Source organism: Enterococcus sp. DIV2453a (assembly GCF_050533535.1).
Classification (GTDB): domain Bacteria; phylum Bacillota; class Bacilli; order Lactobacillales; family Enterococcaceae; genus Enterococcus; species Enterococcus faecalis.
Genome location: NZ_CP172899.1, coordinates 910,001 through 931,328 on the forward strand (window position 1 = coordinate 910,001; position 21,328 = coordinate 931,328).

At 37.0% G+C, this 21,328-nt stretch carries 19 protein-coding genes, 4 tRNA genes and 2 riboswitches (1 of these 25 only partly in view); of the genes, 16 read left to right on the top strand and 7 right to left on the bottom strand.

All coding sequences use genetic code 11. From position 1 onward, the window contains the following. From IGK03_RS04605 to IGK03_RS04620, 4 genes are all read left to right on the top strand, one after another. Nucleotides 1-38: transfer RNA gene (locus IGK03_RS04605), tRNA-His, on the top strand (it extends 35 nt beyond the left edge of the window). A 14-nt stretch (nt 39-52) separates the two neighbouring features. Next, nucleotides 53-124: transfer RNA gene (locus IGK03_RS04610), tRNA-Gln, on the top strand. Between the two features lie 25 nt (nt 125-149). Then, nucleotides 150-220 (top strand) — tRNA-Cys (locus tag IGK03_RS04615). 14 nt (nt 221-234) lie between these two features. Continuing rightward, a tRNA-Leu gene (locus IGK03_RS04620) sits at nt 235-318 on the top strand. A gap of 17 nt (nt 319-335) precedes the next feature. Here IGK03_RS04620 and IGK03_RS04625 read toward each other — a convergent pair. The 3 genes from IGK03_RS04625 to IGK03_RS04635 all read right to left on the bottom strand — a co-directional run bounded on the left by IGK03_RS04625 (nt 336) and on the right by IGK03_RS04635 (nt 3,531). Further along, nucleotides 336-596 (bottom strand): hypothetical protein, encoded by a 261-nt coding sequence (locus tag IGK03_RS04625; RefSeq protein ID WP_002358168.1) that lies wholly within the window; start codon nt 594-596, stop codon nt 336-338. A 64-nt stretch (nt 597-660) separates the two neighbouring features. Next, nucleotides 661-828, bottom strand: a riboswitch (M-box (ykoK) riboswitch). A gap of 62 nt (nt 829-890) precedes the next feature. Beyond that, complete coding sequence (locus tag IGK03_RS04630) at nt 891-1,670, bottom strand: ABC transporter ATP-binding protein (RefSeq protein ID WP_002360638.1); 780 nt, start codon at nt 1,668-1,670, stop codon at nt 891-893. A gap of 88 nt (nt 1,671-1,758) precedes the next feature. Then, complete coding sequence (locus IGK03_RS04635) at nt 1,759-3,531, bottom strand: ABC transporter permease subunit (protein WP_033624889.1); 1,773 nt, start codon at nt 3,529-3,531, stop codon at nt 1,759-1,761. A gap of 44 nt (nt 3,532-3,575) precedes the next feature. Continuing rightward, nucleotides 3,576-3,743: riboswitch (M-box (ykoK) riboswitch) on the bottom strand. Between the two features lie 314 nt (nt 3,744-4,057). On the opposite strand from IGK03_RS04635, the gene IGK03_RS04640 reads away from it, so the two are divergent. From IGK03_RS04640 to IGK03_RS04650, 3 genes are all read left to right on the top strand, one after another. Further along, nucleotides 4,058-4,573 (top strand): AAA family ATPase, encoded by a 516-nt coding sequence (locus IGK03_RS04640; protein WP_031324135.1) that lies wholly within the window; start codon nt 4,058-4,060, stop codon nt 4,571-4,573. Nucleotides 4,574-4,841: 268 nt separating this feature from the next. After that, nucleotides 4,842-6,440 carry an Nramp family divalent metal transporter gene (locus IGK03_RS04645; RefSeq protein ID WP_002382010.1) on the top strand — a complete coding sequence of 533 codons (1,599 nt, stop codon included), beginning with the start codon at nt 4,842-4,844 and terminating at the stop codon, nt 6,438-6,440. Then, nucleotides 6,440-6,865 carry a universal stress protein gene (locus tag IGK03_RS04650; protein ID WP_002358161.1) on the top strand — a complete coding sequence of 142 codons (426 nt, stop codon included), beginning with the start codon at nt 6,440-6,442 and terminating at the stop codon, nt 6,863-6,865. The genes IGK03_RS04645 and IGK03_RS04650 overlap by 1 nt, the downstream gene beginning before the upstream one ends. 54 nt (nt 6,866-6,919) lie before the next feature. Here the strand turns inward: IGK03_RS04650 and IGK03_RS04655 are convergent, their stop codons facing one another. Further along, complete coding sequence (locus IGK03_RS04655; RefSeq protein WP_025193339.1) at nt 6,920-8,590, bottom strand: PucR family transcriptional regulator; 1,671 nt, start codon at nt 8,588-8,590, stop codon at nt 6,920-6,922. A gap of 380 nt (nt 8,591-8,970) precedes the next feature. Between IGK03_RS04655 and IGK03_RS04660 the strand changes: the two genes are divergently transcribed. The 5 genes from IGK03_RS04660 (at nt 8,971) to IGK03_RS04680 (ending at nt 14,309) form a co-directional block, all read left to right on the top strand. Next, entirely contained in the window at nt 8,971-10,632 is a 1,662-nt protein-coding gene (locus IGK03_RS04660; RefSeq protein ID WP_002375252.1) for a peptide ABC transporter substrate-binding protein, read from the top strand. Further along, a complete protein-coding gene (locus IGK03_RS04665) occupies nt 10,633-11,883 on the top strand; it encodes an amidohydrolase family protein (RefSeq protein WP_016618214.1) in 1,251 nt (416 codons plus the stop codon). Continuing rightward, nucleotides 11,880-13,097 carry an amidohydrolase gene (locus IGK03_RS04670; protein ID WP_010815950.1) on the top strand — a complete coding sequence of 406 codons (1,218 nt, stop codon included), beginning with the start codon at nt 11,880-11,882 and terminating at the stop codon, nt 13,095-13,097. Before IGK03_RS04665 ends, IGK03_RS04670 begins: the two co-directional genes overlap by 4 nt. A gap of 234 nt (nt 13,098-13,331) precedes the next feature. Continuing rightward, on the top strand, nt 13,332-13,811 hold the full coding sequence (locus IGK03_RS04675; RefSeq protein WP_002360627.1) for a GAF domain-containing protein: 480 nt from the start codon (nt 13,332-13,334) through the stop codon (nt 13,809-13,811). A 66-nt stretch (nt 13,812-13,877) separates the two neighbouring features. Then, nucleotides 13,878-14,309, top strand: a complete 432-nt coding sequence (locus tag IGK03_RS04680; protein WP_025192069.1) for a VOC family protein — start codon at nt 13,878-13,880, stop codon at nt 14,307-14,309. A gap of 41 nt (nt 14,310-14,350) precedes the next feature. Here the strand turns inward: IGK03_RS04680 and IGK03_RS04685 are convergent, their stop codons facing one another. The 3 genes from IGK03_RS04685 to galM form a co-directional block, all read right to left on the bottom strand. Next, a complete protein-coding gene (locus IGK03_RS04685; RefSeq protein WP_430602511.1) occupies nt 14,351-14,989 on the bottom strand; it encodes a sugar O-acetyltransferase in 639 nt (212 codons plus the stop codon). A 120-nt stretch (nt 14,990-15,109) separates the two neighbouring features. Then, nucleotides 15,110-15,256: a hypothetical protein gene (locus IGK03_RS04690; protein ID WP_002384758.1), complete on the bottom strand. Its 147-nt coding sequence runs from the start codon at nt 15,254-15,256 to the stop codon at nt 15,110-15,112. A gap of 130 nt (nt 15,257-15,386) precedes the next feature. After that, on the bottom strand, nt 15,387-16,391 hold the full coding sequence (galM, locus tag IGK03_RS04695) for a galactose-1-epimerase (RefSeq protein ID WP_025192068.1): 1,005 nt from the start codon (nt 16,389-16,391) through the stop codon (nt 15,387-15,389). Nucleotides 16,392-16,643: 252 nt separating this feature from the next. On the opposite strand from galM, the gene IGK03_RS04700 reads away from it, so the two are divergent. From IGK03_RS04700 to IGK03_RS04715, 4 genes are read left to right on the top strand one after another with little or no spacing between them, the layout of a single operon-like run. Next, nucleotides 16,644-17,807 carry a galactokinase gene (locus IGK03_RS04700; RefSeq protein WP_430602513.1) on the top strand — a complete coding sequence of 388 codons (1,164 nt, stop codon included), beginning with the start codon at nt 16,644-16,646 and terminating at the stop codon, nt 17,805-17,807. A gap of 15 nt (nt 17,808-17,822) precedes the next feature. Next, nucleotides 17,823-18,812 (top strand): UDP-glucose 4-epimerase GalE, encoded by a 990-nt coding sequence (gene galE / locus IGK03_RS04705; RefSeq protein WP_010713547.1) that lies wholly within the window; start codon nt 17,823-17,825, stop codon nt 18,810-18,812. Nucleotides 18,813-18,826: 14 nt separating this feature from the next. After that, on the top strand, nt 18,827-20,317 hold the full coding sequence (gene galT / locus IGK03_RS04710) for a UDP-glucose--hexose-1-phosphate uridylyltransferase (protein ID WP_025192067.1): 1,491 nt from the start codon (nt 18,827-18,829) through the stop codon (nt 20,315-20,317). 6 nt (nt 20,318-20,323) lie between these two features. Beyond that, on the top strand, nt 20,324-21,328 hold the full coding sequence (locus IGK03_RS04715) for a LacI family DNA-binding transcriptional regulator (RefSeq protein ID WP_010713545.1): 1,005 nt from the start codon (nt 20,324-20,326) through the stop codon (nt 21,326-21,328).

Consider the following 21,328-nt stretch of genomic DNA (forward strand, 5'->3'; position numbering starts at 1 on the left):
GGCTCTGGCATTCGTGGGTTCGATTCCCATCGGTCGCCCTTTGTAATTTTATTGGGGTATAGCCAAGCGGTAAGGCAACGGACTTTGACTCCGTCATGCGTTGGTTCGAATCCAGCTACCCCAGTTTTTTTGTAACAAAAATGGAATATGGCGGTATAGCCAAGTGGTAAGGCAGAGGTCTGCAAAACCTTCATCACCGGTTCAAATCCGGTTACCGCCTTCCAAAAATATCTTGCCGGCGTGGCGGAATTGGCAGACGCGCTGGACTCAAAATCCAGTTCCTTCACGGGAGTGCCGGTTCGACCCCGGCCGCCGGTATACTAAAGACTGTTAAATCATTGATTTAACAGTCTTTTTTGTTTATTATTTTCTCGAATACATAAAAAAACCATCTCAAAAAAATGAGATGGAAAGTTAAGTGAGAGAGTGATAAGTATAGTGCGAATAAATACAAGGGTTACAGAAGAATGTGGGGGTTCTGCATCATCGTCATTAAATGTTCCTGCAGTAGGAATGTGAATTTCTGTCATATTATATTCAATAACTTGAACTGTGATGATTGCAACAGTTCCAATGATTGCTAACATAGTAGTCATACTTTCACTCCTCTCTTAATTTTAAATAAAAGTACTTAACTGATTAACTAGAGACTAAAAAGATACATCAACATGAACGTTGAGCTTTAGCACTATACAACGTAAAGATCACTCTTAGCTATTTTGAGAAAAGCCTTCTCCTCGACCAGTCTTGTTCTACTCATTGGTGTCTCTCGACATTTCTGAGCAATAGCCTATGTTTGTATAGGAGCCTCACCTAACTTATTACAAAGAAATAATAGTCTTTTAAGTAACTCTTTGTCAAGACATAAGCAGAAGTCAAAACAGTTCTATTTACAAATGAATGCGACGAACCATTTCTTCTGTTATTTGTTCTACAATATCAATGGTTGTTTTTGGCGAACGTTGATTTCTGGGGATATCGATTGAGTAAATTTTGGCAATACGACCAGGATTTGCATCCATTAATACAACCCGATCAGAAAGTTGGACTGCTTGTTGAACGTCATGCGTGATCATTACAATTGATTTAGTCGCAATTTGATTGTTTAACCAAATTTCTAATAAATCGTTGGATAATTGGCTGGCTGTAATGATATCTAAAGCTGAAAAAGGTTCGTCTAAGAGCAATAAGCTAGGTTCGATGGCTAAAGCACGAGCAAAGCCTACACGCTGTTTCATTCCACCAGATAACTCTCTGGGATATGCTTTTTCAAAACCAGTTAAACCAATCATTTCAATGAGATTACTGACTCTTTTATTTATTTGTTCACGGGAAATTTCTTTACGGTTTTCTAAGCCAAAGCTGATATTTTTTTCAACTGTCAACCAAGGAAAAAGGGCAAAATGTTGAAAAACCATGCCGATATTGGCATCAGGCTCATTAATGATTTTATCTTCAAAAGTAATTTCACCTCTAGTTGTACGAAGAAGTCCAGCGATACTTCTGAGCAACGTTGATTTTCCTGTTCCTGATTGTCCGATAATACTTAAAAATTCATTCGTTTTAACCGTTAAATCAATATTTTCAAGGACTTTTAAATGTTCTGAATGTCCTTCAATTTCAAATTCTTTATATACTGATTTTATGCTTAATAATTCTTTATTTTCCATCGTCTTATTAGATAGGCAAAGGGAAATCACCTATCGTTCTCCTCTCTAGTTTATCTTAAAAATTTAGTCGAGTTGAGTCGTCCAGCTATTAATAGTGAAATTTTTGTTTTGCTGCTCGATATAAAGGTTGCCAAACAAAGGCGATACATAAACCAACAACGAAACACATCGCTAAGGTTCCTAAGGCAGATTTATCTTTTACACCATCGTTTGCCGCAATATATTGTCCTAGGCCAGTAACATCTATTGATTTTTTTCCCCATTGAATGCTTTCTGCTGCGATATCAGCGTTCCAAGCAGCACCAGCAGCGTTAATAATTGCTGTAATGAGGTAAGGTAAAATAGAAGGGATCAAAAATTTTGTCCACCATTGCCATTTAGATAATTTAAAAAGTTTGGTTACGTCACGAATATCATCAGGGATGGCTAAGTAGCCAGCAATTACATTAAAGAAAAAATACCATTGGCAACCAACCATGATGAGTGGTAAAATCCACCATTCTAATTTGTTGAAGCCCATACTAATAATCAACACAATGAATGGAGTATAAACATTTGACGGAATGGAGCCTAAAATTTGTCCAATCGGTTGAACGATACTTAAGCGCCGATTATCATTCGCAACCCAGATTGCTAAGGGAGTAAAGAGAATGCCAGCAACGACCATAGCCAAGGTAACCCGTAGCGTAGTATAAAGGGTTAATCTTGGAATCATGCTGAAATCTTGATGGGGCAAAAAATGATAGAGCTTAATAGAACAATAAACCCCGACAATGGTTAAGCTGACATACCATAATGTTTTGAAGAAATGGCGTAATTTTGCTAGTAATCGATAGAGATAGTCTAGCTTGAAAAAGTACCAAACTTTTGGTAAATCGTAAATCCAAAAATGACTGAATTTCACAAAAGCTTTTGAAAAGTATTTCGTTAAAGTTGCTTTTTTTAATAAATGATAAATGATGGATTTAGGTGGCGTCGTACTTTCGACATCTGTTTCATATTTAAAATAATAAGTGGCTCGAACTAAAGGTTGAAAGACTAAAAAGTTTAAAATCACCACATTGATTAATAAGGCAAAAACAGCCCATAAACAGGATTTAAAGTCGGCTCGATTTAATGCTACTTGGATATAAGAACCAATTCCTGGTAAATAAAGGTTGGTTTCTTTAGGAAAGGCAACAGAAGCTTGCTCACTAGCCACCAAGGCAAACCAAGCCGCAGTTTGAGAAATAATAACGTTCCAAAGTAAGCCAGGAATTGAGTAAACAAATTCAAGACGCCAAAATTTTTCCCAAGCATTGTACTTGAACTGATCGGTCACATTGACTAGATCTGAAGGAATAACTTCCATTATTTGATAAAGAGTCAACATGATGTTCCAAGCTTGACCTGTGAAGATGGCAAAAATAGCAACCGCTTCTGCGCCCATCACATTTCCTGGAAATAAACCAAGTAACCAAGCAGTTGTAAAGGTTAAAAAGCCTAGTAATGGAACAGATTCAAGGAAATTAACTAATGGTAAAATGACTCTTCGTGCCGTTTTATATTTTACGGCTAAAATACCAAAAACAAAGGAAAACAGGAAGGACCAAGCCATACCCACAATCATTCGAAACATGGTTCGAATTGAAAAGTAAAAAAGATTTGATGGAGATAAGAAATCATCTGTTTTACTTGGTGTTGCGAGGAATTCTTCTGAGGGAAGGGTGTGAAGAGGGCGATTCATTTTTAGCCAAGAGAAGACGATGATAAAAATGAAAATGCCTAAAATGATGAGTAAGGTAAGATTCCCGATACTTTTAGCAAGTAGGGTATTTTTCTTAGATGATGCAGTGACAGCTTTCAATTTAAAAACCTCCAATTAATCATATTAAAGAGGTCGCCGAATAAAAGAAGAAGATTATAGGGTAATCACAATAATTGAGCTTTGGCTTTCTGAGACGTAAGAAAAAAATTCTAGTTATCTTAGGAAAGCCTTAATTCGACAATCCCTGCTTTACTCGTTACTGTCTCTCGACATTTCCGAGCGATAACCTGTGTTCTTCAGAGTAACCTCACCTAATATGATTCTATTTGATTTACATGCTTATCATACTCGTGACTAAAAATAAAACAATTTCTAGCTGGTTATACCTGAATTACTGTTTGTTGTTATTCTATTCAATGATTCTTAAAAAGATTGCCCACATTCTGTTTTTTTAGGGAGAAATTATCAGATGAGTATGTTATGTAACCCGAGGTTAATAGCGTAGGATGTTGTATTTTTAGTTTGTCTCGTTTACTGTTAAAGATGTAAGTAGTAACTATAAGTGAATGGCTAAAAAAATTAAAAGTAATCTAGCACCTAAATTAAACAACAAAGAAATTTGTTCAGAAGAAAGGAAATTATGATGATTATTTGGTTAAACGGTGCGTTTGGAGCCGGAAAAACGACCATTGCACATGAGTTACAACAAAAACTTCCCAATGCAATCATTTATGATCCAGAAATTATTGGTAGTGCATTGATGGAGCTAGTTCCCGAAGAAATGAAAGAAAATGATTTTCAAGAGTATCAGGAATGGCGTTGCTGGAATGCTCATTTATTAAAACGAATGTCCAAAGAGTCTGGACGGCCGATTATTGTTCCAATGACCCTTTATAAAAATGAATATGAAGAAGAGCTGATTGGATATCTGAGACGAGCAGGCATTGACGTTTATCATTTTTTGTTAGCGGTCGAGAAAGAAGAAATTTTACAGAGATTATTGAAAAGAAATGATGGAACTTTTGAATGGGGGAAAAATAAGTTGCCCGAAGTACTTGAAGGTTTTCGTCAGATTCAGTTTACCGAGATTTTTAGAAATCATTCAGCTGACACGACAGAAATTGTAGCATCCATTCTTAATAGAATAACCGAATAAAAATAAAATAAGGGACCTAAGCCGAAATGACTTAGGTCCCTTATTTTCTACTTCTTAAGATAATCAACTACCAGCTATCCTGATTTCTTCAAACTTTAAGACCGCACATTTACGACAATCTATTTTTACACTGTCAAAATTTTCTTTCAAGTCTTGCATTTTGTTATTTTTAGCAGTATATTTTAGGTGTACCTAAAATATATTAGAGGTTAACCATCTAATGGGAAGGGCCTTTTAAAATTATTGCAAAACGAAAGAAGGAATTGAATTGAAAAATTCAGAAGAACATGAACCAAAGCAAAGACATCATTTGATTGAATATGCAAATGGTCCTTCGCTTGAAGAAATTAATGGCACCATCGACGTGCCTAAAAATATGAGTTTTTGGAAAACGTTATTTGCTTACTCAGGTCCAGGAGCATTGGTAGCAGTGGGGTATATGGATCCAGGAAACTGGTCTACTTCAATTACTGGGGGACAAAATTTTCAATATTTATTGATGTCGATTATTTTAATTTCCAGTTTGATTGCAATGTTGCTCCAATATATGGCTGCTAAATTAGGCATTGTTTCACAGATGGATTTAGCACAAGCGATTCGTGCTAGAACTAGTAAGACGTTAGGTATTGTATTATGGATTTTAACAGAGTTAGCAATTATGGCTACAGATATCGCTGAAGTTATCGGGGGCGCAATTGCCTTATATTTATTATTTCATATTCCTTTAGGTCTGGCTGTCTTCATTACGGTATTTGATGTTTTACTTTTGTTGTTATTGACAAAAATTGGTTTTAGAAAAATTGAAGCTATTGTTGTTGCTTTAATTGTTGTTATTTTTGTGATTTTTGCTTATCAAGTGGCATTGTCAAATCCAGTATGGGGAGATGTAATTAAAGGGCTGGTTCCTAGCGCAGAAGCTTTTTCTACATCACATGCGGTGAATGGGCAAACGCCACTGACAGGTGCATTGGGGATTATTGGTGCAACAGTGATGCCTCATAATTTGTATTTACATTCTTCTGTTGTACAAAGTCGTAAAATTGATCGTAAAGATAAAACCGATATTCAACGCGCTTTACGTTTTTCAACTTGGGATTCTAATATTCAATTAACGATGGCATTTTTTGTTAACTCTTTGTTATTGATTATGGGTGTGGCCGTTTTTAAATCCGGTAGTGTCAAAGATCCTTCATTCTTTGGTTTGTTTGATGCTTTATCAAATCCAGCGGTTATGAGTAATTCTATTTTAGCGCATATTGCAGGTTCTGGAATTTTATCGATTTTATTTGCGGTAGCCTTATTGGCATCAGGACAAAATTCAACAATTACAGGAACGTTAACTGGTCAAATCATTATGGAAGGGTTTATTCATATGCGTGTGCCAATTTGGTTACGTCGGATGGTCACACGTTTGTTATCTGTTATTCCTGTCTTAATCTGTGTTTTAATGACCAGCGGGAAAAGTACAGTGGAAGAGCATATCGCGATTAATAATTTAATGAACAATTCACAAGTTTTTCTAGCATTTGCTTTGCCATTTTCTATGTTGCCTTTACTGATGTTTACAGATAGCCGTGTTGAAATGGGTGAACATTTTAAAAACTCGTGGTTAATTAAATTGTTAGGCTGGGTTTCTGTCATTGGCTTAATTTACCTCAATATGAAAGGCTTACCTGATCAAATTGAAGGATTTTTCGGTGATAATCCGACAGCGAGTCAAATTACGTTAGCCGATAATATTGCCTATGTCATCATAGCACTCGTCATCCTCTTGTTAGTTTGGACGGTTGTGGAATTATATAAAGGCGATAAACGATATGCACAGCAGCTTGCAGCTATGGAGCAACAAGTAGAGGAGGTTAAATAATGAAATTTTCAAAAATTATGGTTGGTGTTGAAGAGTCGCCAGATGCGTTAAAAGCATTTCATTATGCTATCCAAAAAGCAAAAGAAGAACAAGCTGAATTGGTTATTGTTTCGATTTTAGAAGAGAAAGAGATTAATGTTTACCAATCGTTAGATAAAAATTATTGGCAAGAACAGTTGGCGAAATTAGAGAAACAAACGGAAAAATATCAACAAGAAGCGTTAGCGAATGGCATCGATAAAGTAAGTGTAATTGTCAATGAAGGGAACCCAGGAGAATTAATTATTAATAAGCTTATTCCTTTGAATAAACCAGATTTGTTAATTATTGGCTCCAAGTCAACTAGCAAATTAAAAAGCTTTTTTGGTAGCCAAGCAGCTTATATGGCTCGATATGCACCAATTTCTGTAATGATTATTCGCTAACAAAATTGAAACAGTTAAAAAAGCCGCCACGATTTACTATTCGTGGTGGCCTTTTTATAGTAATTTTTGTTTATATAAATAAACAGCCAAACTTAGTTGTAGCGAACTATCAGGAAATTCTAAAGTTAAGTGAAGAATCTCTTCTATTTTTTTTAAGCGGTAAATAATTGTATTACGATGTACATACATATTTGTGGCAGTCAACGAAATATTTTTATTCGATTGAAAGTAGGTGTTGATGGTTTCTAGTAGGGAACTTTCATGTTTTTGATCTTCTTTTTCTAATGGTGCAATCAATCGTTGATATATTTTTTGTTTGGCTTGTTTGGTCAGGGTTTCGATCATTAAACGATAAAAAAAGAGGTCGTCATAATTCAAAATAGTTCGTTGTTGTAATTCTTGACTTGCTTGTGCTAAGTGGAATGTTTCTTGTGCTAATTTATAAGAATCACACAGATTGGTGATTTTCTTGACAGTTGGACCAATCGCTAATTTAAATGATAATTTTGGATTCAGTTTCATTAGTTGCTCTAGTAAATTCTTGGCAAGATGAGTGGTTTGTGCAAGGTAGGTGGCTTCCTCTTGCGCTGGATTTTCTAGTAATAAAATAAAGCCAGTTTGTGTAGGAAAGGCAGTAATTTTTTGTCGATATCCTTCTAAAATATGATTCAATTGATGGCCAATGCTATTCATTTGAATAGTCGGATTAAACAGTTGTTCCAATTGTTCAATGGCTACAAGCAAGAGACTAAATGTATCTTTTTCATTTAATTGCAGATAATTACTAAATTCTTGCCAAGCTTGAGGATTGGTATTTTTTTCTTGGATAAGGTCTTGAAACAGCGCCCCGATCTTTTGCCTCGTTGTTAAATTTTCCGAAGATTCTAATTGAAGTTGTGGTAAAAGGTAGTGAGCACAGACCTCCACAGATAATAAATCAATCGTCTGTAATTTTTTGGTAGTTTGCCAAATCACTAAGTAAGATAAGCTGAGATTTTTCTTTTTGATGGGTAAAATTCGCAAAGATAACTGATGGTTCGCTAAGGAAAATTCAACAGTCAATGGTTCTTTATAAAATAATAGTAGCTCATTGTTCTGGGCTTTTAAAGCTGTCTCAAACTGTTTTTTGAGAGTCGCGTTGTTTAAAATACTGGTGATTCTTGTTGGCGCATCAGGTAAATCAAAATGATTCATAATCTGAAAACGCTCGTCTAAAAGCATTACAGGCGCTTGAATCGCGGCACTTAATACTTCTAGTAATTGGGTACTTTTTCCGCCAGCTTTGATAATTGTATAAAATTTATTATGCATATGAACAGAATGTTGGCTAATCGTTTCGTCAGGTTGATTGACTCGGCGATTGACCAATGAAATAATTTGAGAAAAGTTGTAATTATAAGGGATTGAGAGAATTGGTAATCCGACGTCATTCGCTAATTGGATCATCTCTTGTGGAACTTCATTGAAATAGCGTTGGACTTTAAAGCCTAGAGCAGCGCAGTTCATATTTGCTAGTTCTTGAATAAGACGTTTTTGCAAGCAAGGCTGATCTTTGAAAATATAGCCGGTAGTTAATAAAATTTCTCCTGGCGTTAACCAGTCAAAAGCATCAGGATTTTCTAAAATATTTGCTTGTAGAATTGGCGCATCTAAATTGGTCTCGTGCGTCAATAAGGTTAAACCAGGTAGTTCTTCTGCATGGAGTAGATCATTGACCGTCATCATTAGCAAGGCCTCCTTTTGTATGAATTATCTAAAAATTAAGTGTATTTATTGTAAGATGTTACAAAACTATTTTAGGGAAAATAAGGTATCCTTATACTAATAGAAAAAAGTTCCAAGTCATCACGTGATTGGTAGTCACAAGTGACCAAATAAGAACAATCAGCGCTTACAACCTATAGAAACGCATTGTTTAAAGATATAGCAATAGTATACTTAATTTTTAATGCTTTTACTATTGTTTCAGCTACTTTAAATTTCTCAAGTATTTCTATAATCTGTAAGTTTTTTGAGACTCTTATCAGATATGCTTCTTTTTCTATATTTTATCAGAAAATTCTGGTAACTTTGAAGGTTATAGTTTGTAAAATGGAGGGATCGGTATGAAAAAATTAAAAATGTTAGGATGCGTCGGTTTGCTTTTAGCTTTAACGGCTTGTCAGGCGGGAACGGGAAACTCGGCTGATAGTAACAAAGCAGCGGAACAAAAAATTGCAATTAGTTCTGAAGCGGCTATTTCGACAATGGAACCACACACAGCGGGGGATACGACCTCGACTTTAGTCATGAATCAAGTTTATGAAGGACTCTATGTTTTAGGTAAAGACGATGAATTAGAGTTGGGGGTCGCTGCCGAAGAACCAGCGATTTCTGAAGATGAAACCGTTTATACATTTAAGATTAGAGAAGATGCCAAATGGTCGAATGATGATCCAGTAACAGCAAACGACTTTGTTTATGCATGGCAACAAGTTGCTTCCCCTAAATCAGGATCGATTCATCAAGCTTTATTTTTTGATGTCATTAAAAATGCTAAGGAAATTGCTTTAGAAGGCGCAGATGTGAATACTCTTGGGGTTAAGGCGCTAGATGATAAAACGTTAGAAATAACTTTAGAACGGCCCACCCCTTATTTGAAATCTTTGCTTTCGTTTCCTGTTTTGTTTCCGCAAAATGAAAAATATATCAAAGAACAAGGGGATAAATATGCCACTGATGCAGAACATTTGATTTATAATGGTCCTTTTAAATTGAAAGAATGGGATAATGCCTCTTCCGATGACTGGACCTACGAAAAAAATGATACGTATTGGGATGCTGAAAAAGTTAAATTAACAGAAGCAAAAGTTTCAGTAATTAAGAGCCCAACGACAGCGGTGAATTTGTTTGACTCGAATGAATTGGATGTAGTGAATAAGCTAAGTGGTGAATTTATTCCTGGTTATGTTGATAATCCAGCCTTTCTTTCAATTCCTCAATTCGTCACATACTTTTTAAAAATGAACAGTGTTCGTGATGGAAAAGAAAATCCGGCTTTAGCGAACAACAATATTCGTAAAGCGTTGGCACAAGCTTTTGATAAAGAAAGTTTTGTAAAAGAAGTCTTGCAAGATCAATCAACGGCCACAGATCAAGTAATTCCGCCGGGACAAACGATTGCGCCAGATGGAACAGATTTCACAAAACTAGCTGCTAAGAAAAATAACTACTTAACCTACGATACAGCGAAAGCAAAAGAATTCTGGGAAAAAGGGAAAAAAGAAATTGGGCTGGATAAAATCAAATTAGAATTTTTAACAGATGATACAGACAGCGCCAAAAAAGCTGCTGAGTTTTTCCAATTTCAATTGGAAGAAAATCTAGACGGATTAGAAGTGAATGTTACTCAAGTTCCTTTTACTATTCGTGTTGATCGTGATCAAACGAGAGACTATGATTTAGAATTATCTGGTTGGGGAACCGATTATCGTGATCCATTAACAGTTATGCGCATTTTTACTTCGGATAGTACCTTGGGCGGCGTAACGTTCAAGAGTGATACGTATGATCAATTAATCCAAGAGACTAGAACAACACATGCGGCTGATCAAGAGGCTCGTTTAAATGACTTTGCTCAAGCACAAGATATTTTGGTGAATCAGGAAACGGTTTTAGCACCAATCTACAATCGAAGCATTTCTGTATTAGCTAATCAAAAAATCAAGGATCTGTATTGGCATTCATTTGGACCTACGTACAGTTTAAAATGGGCTTATGTTAACTAATTGAATGAAGGTAGGAAGGGGTTTGTCATGCTTTTAAAAAACTGTAAATTAGAAACAGGATTTTCTACTGTGAATCAGCGAATTGTTGCGACAGAAACAGCTAGCTATGATATTCGAATTGAAAACGAGGTCTGTACTGCGGTCGCACCGCAGTTAAGGCCTTTAGAGAGCGAAACAGTTATCGATGTGAATCAGCAACTCGTTTTACCTGCTCTAAGAGAAATGCATATTCATATTGATAAAACGTATTTTGGGGGACCTTGGAAGGCCTGTCGTCCACTAACGAAAGGAATTTTAACACGTATTGAAGAAGAAACTTGGCTGTTACCTGAACAATTACCAACTAGTTTAGAACGTGCTTGCCAAGTTATTGAGCAGTATATTCAACAAGGCCATTATCATATTCGCAGTCATTGTAATGTAGATCCATCTATTGGAACGAAACATATTGAAATCACTAAAGAAGCATTTAGTCGATATGAACAATACATTACTCATGAAATTGTGGCTTTTCCTCAACACGGATTACTCCGCTCACAAGTCGAACCTTTGATGCGCGAAGCCTTACGCATGGGGGCAACTCATGTCGGCGGCGTTGATCCAGCCCTTGTGGATCGTCATGTGGATCATTCAATCGCAAAAATATTTGAATTAGCTACCACATTTAATAAAAAAATTGATGTTCATTTACACGCCCGTGATACTTTGGGACTTTATGAATTTAATAAATTTGTTGATTATACAGAACAAGCAAAAATGTTTGGCAAAGTTACTTTAAGTCATGCTTTAGCTTTGGGGAGCTTAGAAGAAGCAGCAATTAGAGACATTGCGCAAAAATTCATCGAAACAGGGATTGATTTGACTTCGACTGTACCGATTGGAATGCCCACCATGCCGATTCCAACCTTGGTTGAACAAGGTGTTAAGATCTCCGTGGCTCATGACAGTTTGACGGATCATTGGTCGCCTTTTGGCAGTGGCAATACAATAGAAAAATTAAATACAGCGGCTCAAAGATTTAAAATTAGCGATGAGTATCGCTTGAATCGTTTATGGGGCTTAGCGAGTAATTTTGTAACGCCTCTTGATCCTAACGGGCAGCGAGTTTGGCCTAACGTCGGCGATTCTGCAGATTTCCTACTATTTAATGCTGAGAGCACTGCTCACGTGATTGCACGCCAACAGCCAATCCAACAACTGATACTAAAAGGACAACTGGTTGAAGCCGTTCAAAAGGGGGAAAGAGAATGACAGCATCCATTGTTTATTTGAATAATGTTCGTTTAGAAACTGGTTTTGCTAAAGACCACCACGAATTAACGTATACTAAAACCGCACGCTATACTTTAGCGATTCAAGAAGGCAAAATTCAAGCGATTATTCCGCAAAATCAAGTCACTGAAAAGCAACAAGGAACTGATTTAAACGGACAACTGGCTATTCCCGCTTTTCAAGAGAGCCATAACCACTTAGATAAAACCTACCTTTCATTAGGCTGGCGTGCTAGCCAACCTGTTAAGAATTTAAAAGAGCGTTTAGCAGACGAAGCCAGTGAACTTAAATTGTTAGCGCCGTCAACAGAACAACGAGCGACGGCCATGATTGAAAAATTGATTGGGTATGGAGCCTCTTATATTCGGACACATGTCAACATTGATCCTTATGTAGAACTAGAAAACTTCTGGGGCGTCAAAAGAGCCTTAGAAAAATATGCGCATGTGATTGATTATGATATTGTTGTCTTTCCACAGCATGGATTATTAAAAAATCCCCAAACGGTTTTACTCATGAGAGAAGCCCTAAAAAATGGTGGAACAATGGTTGGCGGTTTAGATCCTGCAGGCATTGATTATGCAATTGAAGAATCTTTAGAAACCATTTTCGATCTGGCAGAAGAATTTCAAGTAGGAATCGATATTCACTTGCATGATACGGGGGAAGTGGGTGTTTATACAATTGATAAATTTTTAGACATTTTGGAAGAACGAAAATTTACTCAGCGAACCGCTATCAGTCACGCCTTTGCGCTGCTAGATGTACGACCAGCAGAAAAAGAAAAACTATACCAACGCTTGGCAACGCATCAAACGGCGATTATGTCTACAATTCCCTATGATCCTCGTTATTTATTGCCACCAATTGATGTGTTACGCCAAACTGGTGTATCGGTTCATTTAGGTAGTGATGGCTTTTTTGACTCTTGGAGTTCTAATGTTTCAGGTGATTTATTTGAAAAATTACGTAATTTTTGTGAAATGACAGGAAAGATTACAGAAGAGCAACTTACTCAAGCTTACGTCCATGGCTGCGGCAAAGAAGCACCTTTTTCATTTGAAGAAGAACGTCTTTGGTTTACAGAAGGCGACGAAGCAAACTTTATCTTTACAGAAGCAGCTTCTACAGCAGAAGTGATTGCTAGAAAACCACAGAAACGCCAGATTATGTTGAAAGGACAATGGGTTTAACTTGCTTTAAAATTAGGTAGAAATAGAATGCTAAAAAGCCAAACAGAGGAAACAGGGTTCAGCTCTGAGCGACGCATAGTGTCAGTCCAGCGGTTACTCGTCACAGTTTAATCCTTATAAAGTGCTTCTGCTCACAACGTGTATCAGCGTTTCAAGTTTGTTTGACTCACTTTAACATAGCACTTTTGCGTATCTTCCTTTATAATAAGACAAAATGAAGGAGATGAACCAAGCATGACTGAACAAACGAGAGAAAACAAAAAAGCAGCCTACGAATTGTGCTTACAACAATTGAGCGGTTTGCTAGAAATAGAAACGGATGCTATTGCAAATTTAGCAAACTCGTCCGCGTTACTTGCACAAACATTACCAGATACCGTTTTTGCTGGGTATTATTTATATAAAGATGAAGAATTAGTTTTGGGGCCTTTTCAAGGGAAAGTCTCTTGTACCAGAATTAAAATGGGCAAAGGTGTCTGCGGTGAATCAGCGGAAAAACAAGCTACATTGATTGTTGATAACGTGAAGACACACGCCAATTATATTTCTTGCGACTCAGCTGCGATGTCTGAAATCGTTGTACCGATGGTAAAAAATCATCAATTGGTCGGTGTTTTAGATATTGATAGTGGTGTAACAAATAGCTATGATGCGGTTGACCAACTGTATTTGGAAAAATTTGTTACCTTGTTACTAGAAAAATCAGATTTTTAAGCAGACTATTTTTGCTTTCTGACAAATCATGAGAAAATAAAGTATAAAATTTGATCATGAAAGAAGGTGAGTCATTTGTTAGAGCTGTATATAAATTTTAAAGGTGAAGCAAAAGAAGCAATTGCGTTCTATGAAGATGTTTTTGATACAAAATGTCAAAATTTAATGACTTTTGGCGAAGCACCTGAGGATCCTGAGCATCCTATAAGCGACGAGATAAAGGATTTAGTGATGAACGCAAGTATCATTATTGAAGGAACCTATGTAATGATTTCAGATGTTCCTGATATGTTTGGTTTTGAAGTTACGGAAGGAAATAACCTTTCGCTCGTGGTTAGCACAGATGATGATGAAAAAATTGATCGCTTATTTAAACGATTATCTGAAGGTGGCACTGTTACAATGCCATTATCTGAAACTTTTTGGTCCAAAAAGTATGGTTCCCTAAAAGATCAGTTTGGCATCCATTGGATGTTTAATTATTATGAAGAAGATTAAAAAAAGCCCCAATCCGTTGTTTTCATTGGATTGGGGCTTTTTTATTCATGAAAGAATTGCTTCTTAGCGATTTGATACTGCCGTTGCTTTTCTGTCCAAAATTGCTGATCGTTTTCATCAATTTTGCGAATGACTTTTGCTGGATTACCCCCAACAATCGTGTTCGCAGGAACGTCTTTTGTAACCACAGCACCAGCAGCGACAATAGCATTTTTTCCAATTGTAACGCCAGGTAAAATGGTGGCACTGCCGCCACTCCACACGTTATCTTCAACAATAATTGGCGTCCCGAATTCTAATTCTGCAGTTCGAATCGTTGGATCAATTGGATGGCCGGCAGTATAAAAACTAGCACGAGGGCCAACCATGACATTATCACCGAAGATGATTTTGTTTACATCTAAAAAAATGCAATCCATATTTGCATAAAAATTTTCTCCTACCTCAATATGGCGACCGTAATCTACATGGAGGGGTGGGGTGATATATAACTCATTGCCAGTTTTTCCTAATAATTCTTTTTCTAGGGCCACAATTTCTTTCACATTATCGATAGGAAGTTGATTGATTTTTTGAGCTAACACCTTGCCTTTTGTTGATTTGTTTTCGGGTAAAATGGTGGGGGCGTAATATAATTCACCTTTTAACATTTGCATATAATCAAAGTCATTTTGTTTCATGTAAGCGCTCCTTTAGGCTTTTTCTCTATTGTATCAAATCAATACAATAAGTCGAGGAATATGTAAAATAAAAAAGGATAGATAGCAAAATAGCCTTGCTTATCTATCCTTTACCTAAGGTTATCCAATTTTTTTAACTCTCCCGCCAATTTTATCTGCTAATTTTTGTGCTTCTTTTTCAGAGTGGTAAACTAAACAACCTGATTTATCTCGCGTACGTTTACCATCTGCAGTTAAATAGCCATGAAAAAATTTGATTGCATACATAGACATCACCGCCTTTCTAATTGAAAATAGTGTAAATGGAGCGATTAAAAATGTCAAATAATAGAAGTGCTCTTAACCATTCTTATCTTTTTTAGTTCGAAGATAAGCTTGGTTAAGAGCATCTTTTCACTTAATAAATTAGTTTGAAACGGGTCGTTGAGTGAAATTCCTGTTCAGGTAAGAGGGTGATAGAACCGAACAACGGAAATCTTTCAGCACCAGGACAGACTTGGGTTTCAAATGTGAGCGCTCCGTGATTGACTAATTTTTGCCCTTGAATATCGGGACCGTTATCAGCAAAATTTGCTGAAAAAATAACAACTGAAGGTTGATCAGTGAACATCTCTAAGGTGATATCTTTAGTTGGACTTTTTAAGATAACATCTGGGTTAATTAAATCATGATTGGTTAAGATGAAAGGGTGATCGAAGCCGTTCATCTTTTGGATTTGTTCATCGTTACTTGAAAAAACCTCAGCTAATTTTTTAGGTTTTTGTAAATCAAAAGCTGTCTGGTCGACGGAAGCTAATTCTCCAAGCGGTAAAACTCTTTCATCAAGCGGGACAAACTTTTGGGCATTTATTTGTAACTCATGCGCATCAATGGGGATTGTAGGATTTCCAGTTAAATTAAAGTAGACATGATTGGTTGGATTAAAAAGTGTTTGTTCATCTGTAGTTGCCTGATACTCAATTTGCCATTCATTTTCTTCAGTCAATGTATACGTGACTGAAACAGTGAGATTTCCAGGAAAACCATTTTCACCAGCAGGACTCTCTAGCCAAAATTTCACAGAAGGATTTGCTTGTGCCTCTTGGATTTCGCTGTGCCATTTTTTACTTTCAAACCCAGGTGTGCCACCGTGAAGTGTTGTTTGAGTAGGAGTATTAATCATCGTTTGATACGTTTTACCCGCTAGTTCAAAGGAGCCATCGGCAATTCGGCCAGCTGTTCGACCAATTGTTGCACCAAAATATACGTCTTTAGACAAATATTCATCTGCTGAGGGAAAGCCTAGCACGAGTGATCGGGATTCATTTTTTGTAAGAGGAACGTCGAGCGCAACAATTCGCGCACCAAAATCTGTTGCTTTTAAAGTCACACCATTTTTATTCGTCAGTGTGTAAAGAAGCATTCCTTGTCCAAATGATTCAGTTGAAATAGTCAAAATAATCAATCCTTCCTTTAAGTAAATATTTAGTAAATTTAACTTTGTTGTTTAGATTATTTAAATAGTCAAAAAGAAACGCTAAGAAAATAAATCTTTATTTAATTGTATTGTACACGTTTTCAATCAAAATGACAATCAAGAAAATGTTAAGTAAATATTTGCAAAAGTTTAGTAAATATTATACAATTTGTTTACTAGTGAAAGGAGCGATTAGTGATGGAAGAACTGTTAATGAATCGATTTGTAGAAATATTTGGTGAGAAAGGGACAGCCTGTTATTTTGCCCCTGGAAGAATTAATTTGATTGGTGAACATACAGATTACAATGGCGGTCATGTTTTCCCAGCGGCTATTACTTTAGGGACATTTGGTGTGGCAAGAAAAAGAGACGACCAAAAAATTCGAATGTTTTCTGATAATTTTAAAGAGGTTGGTCTCATCGAATTTTCATTAGAAGATTTAACCTATTCAGATTCGGATGATTGGGCAAATTATCCTAAAGGCGTTTTAAATTACTTGATTGAAAGCGGACACAATATTGATTCTGGCTTAGATGTGCTCTTCTACGGTACGATTCCTAATGGTGCTGGCTTGTCTTCTTCTGCTTCTATTGAACTTTTAATGGGAACGATCTGTAATGATTTATATGCTTTACACTGTCCAATGCTTGAATTGGTGCAAATCGGTAAAAAAGTGGAGAATGAATTCATTGGCGTTAATTCGGGAATTATGGACCAATTTGCCGTAGGGATGGGAGAAAAAGATCAAGCTATTCTACTAGATACCAATAATATGCACTATGAAATGGTTCCCGCCAAATTAGGTGAGTATACGATTGTTATTATGAATACTAACAAACGTCGTGAATTAGCAGATTCAAAATATAATGAACGTCGTGCAGAATGCGAAGAAGCCGTTCGTTTGCTTCAAAAAGAGTTATCTATTGAATTTTTAGGTGAATTAGACAGCGAGACATTTGAACAATATCAAGCATTGATTGGAGATCCAGCGTTGATTAAACGAGCGCGTCATGCCGTCACAGAAAATGAACGAACTTTATTGGCAAAACAAGCGCTAACTGAAGGGGATTTGGAAGAATTTGGCTTATTATTAAATGCCTCACATCGTTCGCTAAAAGAAGATTACGAAGTAACTGGCATTGAGTTGGATACCTTAGTGGTTTGTGCGCAAGAACAACCAGGCGTTTTGGGCGCACGGATGACTGGTGCAGGGTTTGGCGGTTGTAGTATTGCTTTGGTACCAAAGCAAAATATAGATGCATTTATTGAAGCTGTTGGCCAGAGTTATCAAGATAAAATTGGCTATGCTGCTGATTTTTATCCTGCATCAATTGATGACGGTGCCAGAAAGTTATTTTAGAAAGGAAGGCTTTAAATGTCTATTTTAGTATTAGGTGGCGCAGGCTACATTGGCTCACATGCCGTCGATCAATTAATTTCAAAAGGCTATACCGTTGTGGTTGTTGATAATTTATTAACGGGGCATCGTGCAGCAGTTCATGAACAAGCGACTTTCTATGAAGGCGATATTCGTGATAAAGCTTTTTTACGTAGTGTCTTTGAAAAGGAATCAATTGAAGGGGTGTTACACTTTGCGGCCAATTCTTTAGTAGGAGAATCCGTGGAGAAACCGTTAATGTATTTCAATAACAATGTTCACGGCACTCAAATTGCCTTGGAAGTCATGCAAGAATTCGGGGTGAAACACATTGTTTTTTCTTCCACAGCGGCCACTTATGGCGAACCAAAAGCAATGCCTATTACAGAAGAAACCCCAACGAATCCTAAAAATCCGTATGGGGAAAGTAAATTAATGATGGAAAAAATCATGAAATGGTGCGACAACGCTTATGGAATGAAATATGTTGCTTTGCGTTATTTTAATGTTGCAGGAGCAAAAAAAGATGCCTCAATTGGTGAGGATCACACGCCAGAAACGCATATTGTGCCAATTATTTTACAAGTGGCATTAGGCCAACGAGCAGAGCTAAGTATTTTTGGGGATGATTATGATACACCAGATGGCACGTGCATTCGAGATTATGTTTACATTGAAGACTTGATTGCAGCACATATTTTGGCTTTAGAATATTTGAAAAATGGCGGCGAAAGTGACGTCTTTAACCTGGGAAGCAACAACGGCTATTCTGTTAAAGAAATGTTAGATGCTGCACGCGAAGTGACAGGTCAAGAAATTCCTGCGACAATCGCCCCACGCCGAGCAGGGGATCCTAGTACGTTGATTGCTTCTAGTGAAAAAGCCAAACGAGTTTTAGGCTGGCAACCAGAAGTAACTGAGGTCAAGGATATTATCGCCACCGCTTGGCAATGGCATGTGAAACATCCTCAAGGCTATAATGAATAGGAGAACATCAGATGATGAAAGAAAGTAGTAAATGGATTGCTGCATTTGTAGAGATAATCATAGAAAATGGCGATTGGACGGAAACAGACCGTTATTATTTGACGAATCGGATTGCCAAACTAGTTGGCTGTGATTTTTTTGAACAACCAGAAGCGGTTGTTTGTGAGCAAGAACCGTTGCGTGTGGTGGAACATCTTTTAAACATTGCACAAGCCAATCACCAAATCGATGACTCAATTACGGAAGCAGAACAACTAGAAGCAGAGTTAATGGATTTTATTACGCCGACCCCAACCATCATTAATCGGAAGTTTATGGATTATTATCAAGAGTCTCCACGAAAAGCAACGGATTATTTTTATCAGTTATGTAAAACAAATAACTACATTAAAACGAAAGCAATCGCCAAAAATATTATTTTCCCAATGGACTCACCCTATGGTAAACTAGAAATTACCATTAACTTATCGAAGCCAGAAAAGGATGCTCGAAAAATTTTGGCTGAAAAGAAAATGAGTCAAAAAAAATATCCAGCGTGTATGTTATGTATGGAGAATGAAGGCTATTATGGTCGTGTGAATTATCCAGCACGGACAAACCATCGGATTATCCGACTAAATTTAGAGGACGAAGCTTGGGGCTTTCAATATTCGCCATATGCTTACTATAATGAGCATGCGATTTTCTTGGACCAACAACATCGAGAAATGAAAATCGAGAAAAAAACGTTCCAGCGGCTCCTTAAAATTACGGAGTTATTCCCTGAATATTTTGTGGGCTCTAATGCAGATTTGCCAATTGTTGGTGGTTCTATTTTATCTCATGATCATTACCAAGCAGGACGTCATACATTTCCAATGGATTTAGCACCAATGGAAACAAGATTTTCTTTGAAAAAATATCCTGAGATAACTGCTGGTATTTTAAAATGGCCGATGTCTGTGATTCGTCTTCAAAGTGATCATCAAGAGGAACTAGTTGAGGCAGCCGAATTAATTTTGACCAAATGGCGCAATTATTCTGATGAACGAGTCTCGGTTCGGGCCTATTCAGAAGATGGTACACCGCATCATACGATTACGCCAATTGCTCGACGCAAAGGGTCATTATTTGAATTGGATTTAGTTTTACGAGATAATAATGTTTCGGAGGAATTTCCAGATGGCATTTTTCATCCACATCCAGAAGTACAACATATTAAGAAAGAAAATATTGGCTTAATTGAAGTAATGGGACTAGCTATTTTGCCACCAAGGCTGGCACAAGAATTAAAAGAAGTCGAAAAGTATTTATTAAAGCAACCCAATCAAATTGCTGAAAGTCATCGAGCTTGGGCGGATGAACTCAGTCAGCAAACCATCACTGAAGCCAATGTCAAAGAAGTGATCCAACAAGGAATTGGGACAATTTTTGTTCAAATTTTAACAGATGCCGGCGTCTTTAAACGTGATGAAGAAGGCCGTCGTGCTTTTGAACGATTTATTCAATGTATAGAAAATGATTAGTTTGAGGTGAGGAACATCGTAACCATTAAAGATATAGCAGAGCAAGTCGGTGTTTCTTCAGCGACAGTTTCGAGAGTTTTGAACTATGATGAAACATTATCAGTTAGTGATGAAACGAAGAAGAAAATATTTGAAACAGCAGAAACGTTAAATTATAAAAAGCGAGCCAGAAAAAAACAAGCAGGCAAAAAGAAAATTCGGTTTGTCCAATGGTTCAGCGATCCAGAAGAACTGGATGATATTTACTATTTATCGATTCGTTTAGGTGTTGAAAAGCGGGCAGAGGAATTGGGTTTTCTTTTAGTCAAAGAATCTCTGACAAACCTGTCTCAAAAAAGATTTGATGGGACAATTGCCCTAGGAAAATTTGATGAAAAGCAAGTGGCGGCCTTAGCCGCCTTAGGCGCACCTCTTCTATTTGTAGACTTTGATGCAATGGTTTTTGGCCAAAACTCCATTGTTGTTGATTTTACTGGAAGTGTTAAAACAATTGTGCAAGAATTTTTGGCGCAAGGGCATCAGAAAATTGGTATGCTTTCTGGGCAAGAATATACGAAAGAGTCCCACGTGGCATTGGTTGATCCACGTTTTGTCGCTTTTAAAGAAACCTTAAAAGATCTGGACCTTTATCATCAAGAATGGGTTGTCGAAGCAGCTTTTTCTGTTGAAGAAGGCTATCAAGCGATGAAAGACTTTATTGAAGAAGCGGACACTCGTCCAACCGCTTTTTTCGCTGCAAGTGATACATTGGCGATTGGTGCAATGCGGGCGTTACAAGAAGCAGCCATTCGTGTGCCAGAAGATATTTCTATCATTGGTTTTAATGATATTAGTGTCGCAAAATATGTTTCACCAACATTAACAACAGTTAAAGTTCATACTGAATGGATGGGTGAGCTAGCCGTTGAGACAATGAAAGAGTTATGCTTGAATACCCCACCAGTTCCTAGAAAAATTATTGTCGGAACGGAATTCATTCAGCGAGATTCAACGAAACATTCATCAAAATAA

Bases quoted from the DNA above. Each gene is read 5' to 3' on its own strand.
- IGK03_RS04625 (WP_002358168.1), bottom strand. From the start codon at position 596: ATGACTACTATGTTAGCAATCATTGGAACTGTTGCAATCATCACAGTT.
- IGK03_RS04630 (WP_002360638.1), bottom strand. From the start codon at position 1,670: ATGGAAAATAAAGAATTATTAAGCATAAAATCAGTATATAAAGAATTT.
- IGK03_RS04640 (WP_031324135.1), top strand. From the start codon at position 4,058: ATGATGATTATTTGGTTAAACGGTGCGTTTGGAGCCGGAAAAACGACC.
- IGK03_RS04650 (WP_002358161.1), top strand. From the start codon at position 6,440: ATGAAATTTTCAAAAATTATGGTTGGTGTTGAAGAGTCGCCAGATGCG.
- IGK03_RS04655 (WP_025193339.1), bottom strand. From the start codon at position 8,590: ATGATGACGGTCAATGATCTACTCCATGCAGAAGAACTACCTGGTTTA.
- IGK03_RS04660 (WP_002375252.1), top strand. From the start codon at position 8,971: ATGAAAAAATTAAAAATGTTAGGATGCGTCGGTTTGCTTTTAGCTTTA.
- IGK03_RS04670 (WP_010815950.1), top strand. From the start codon at position 11,880: ATGACAGCATCCATTGTTTATTTGAATAATGTTCGTTTAGAAACTGGT.
- IGK03_RS04675 (WP_002360627.1), top strand. From the start codon at position 13,332: ATGACTGAACAAACGAGAGAAAACAAAAAAGCAGCCTACGAATTGTGC.
- IGK03_RS04685 (WP_430602511.1), bottom strand. From the start codon at position 14,989: ATGAAACAAAATGACTTTGATTATATGCAAATGTTAAAAGGTGAATTA.
- IGK03_RS04690 (WP_002384758.1), bottom strand. From the start codon at position 15,256: ATGTATGCAATCAAATTTTTTCATGGCTATTTAACTGCAGATGGTAAA.
- galM (WP_025192068.1), bottom strand. From the start codon at position 16,391: ATGCTTCTTTACACACTGACGAATAAAAATGGTGTGACTTTAAAAGCA.
- IGK03_RS04700 (WP_430602513.1), top strand. From the start codon at position 16,644: ATGGAAGAACTGTTAATGAATCGATTTGTAGAAATATTTGGTGAGAAA.
- galE (WP_010713547.1), top strand. From the start codon at position 17,823: ATGTCTATTTTAGTATTAGGTGGCGCAGGCTACATTGGCTCACATGCC.
- galT (WP_025192067.1), top strand. From the start codon at position 18,827: ATGAAAGAAAGTAGTAAATGGATTGCTGCATTTGTAGAGATAATCATA.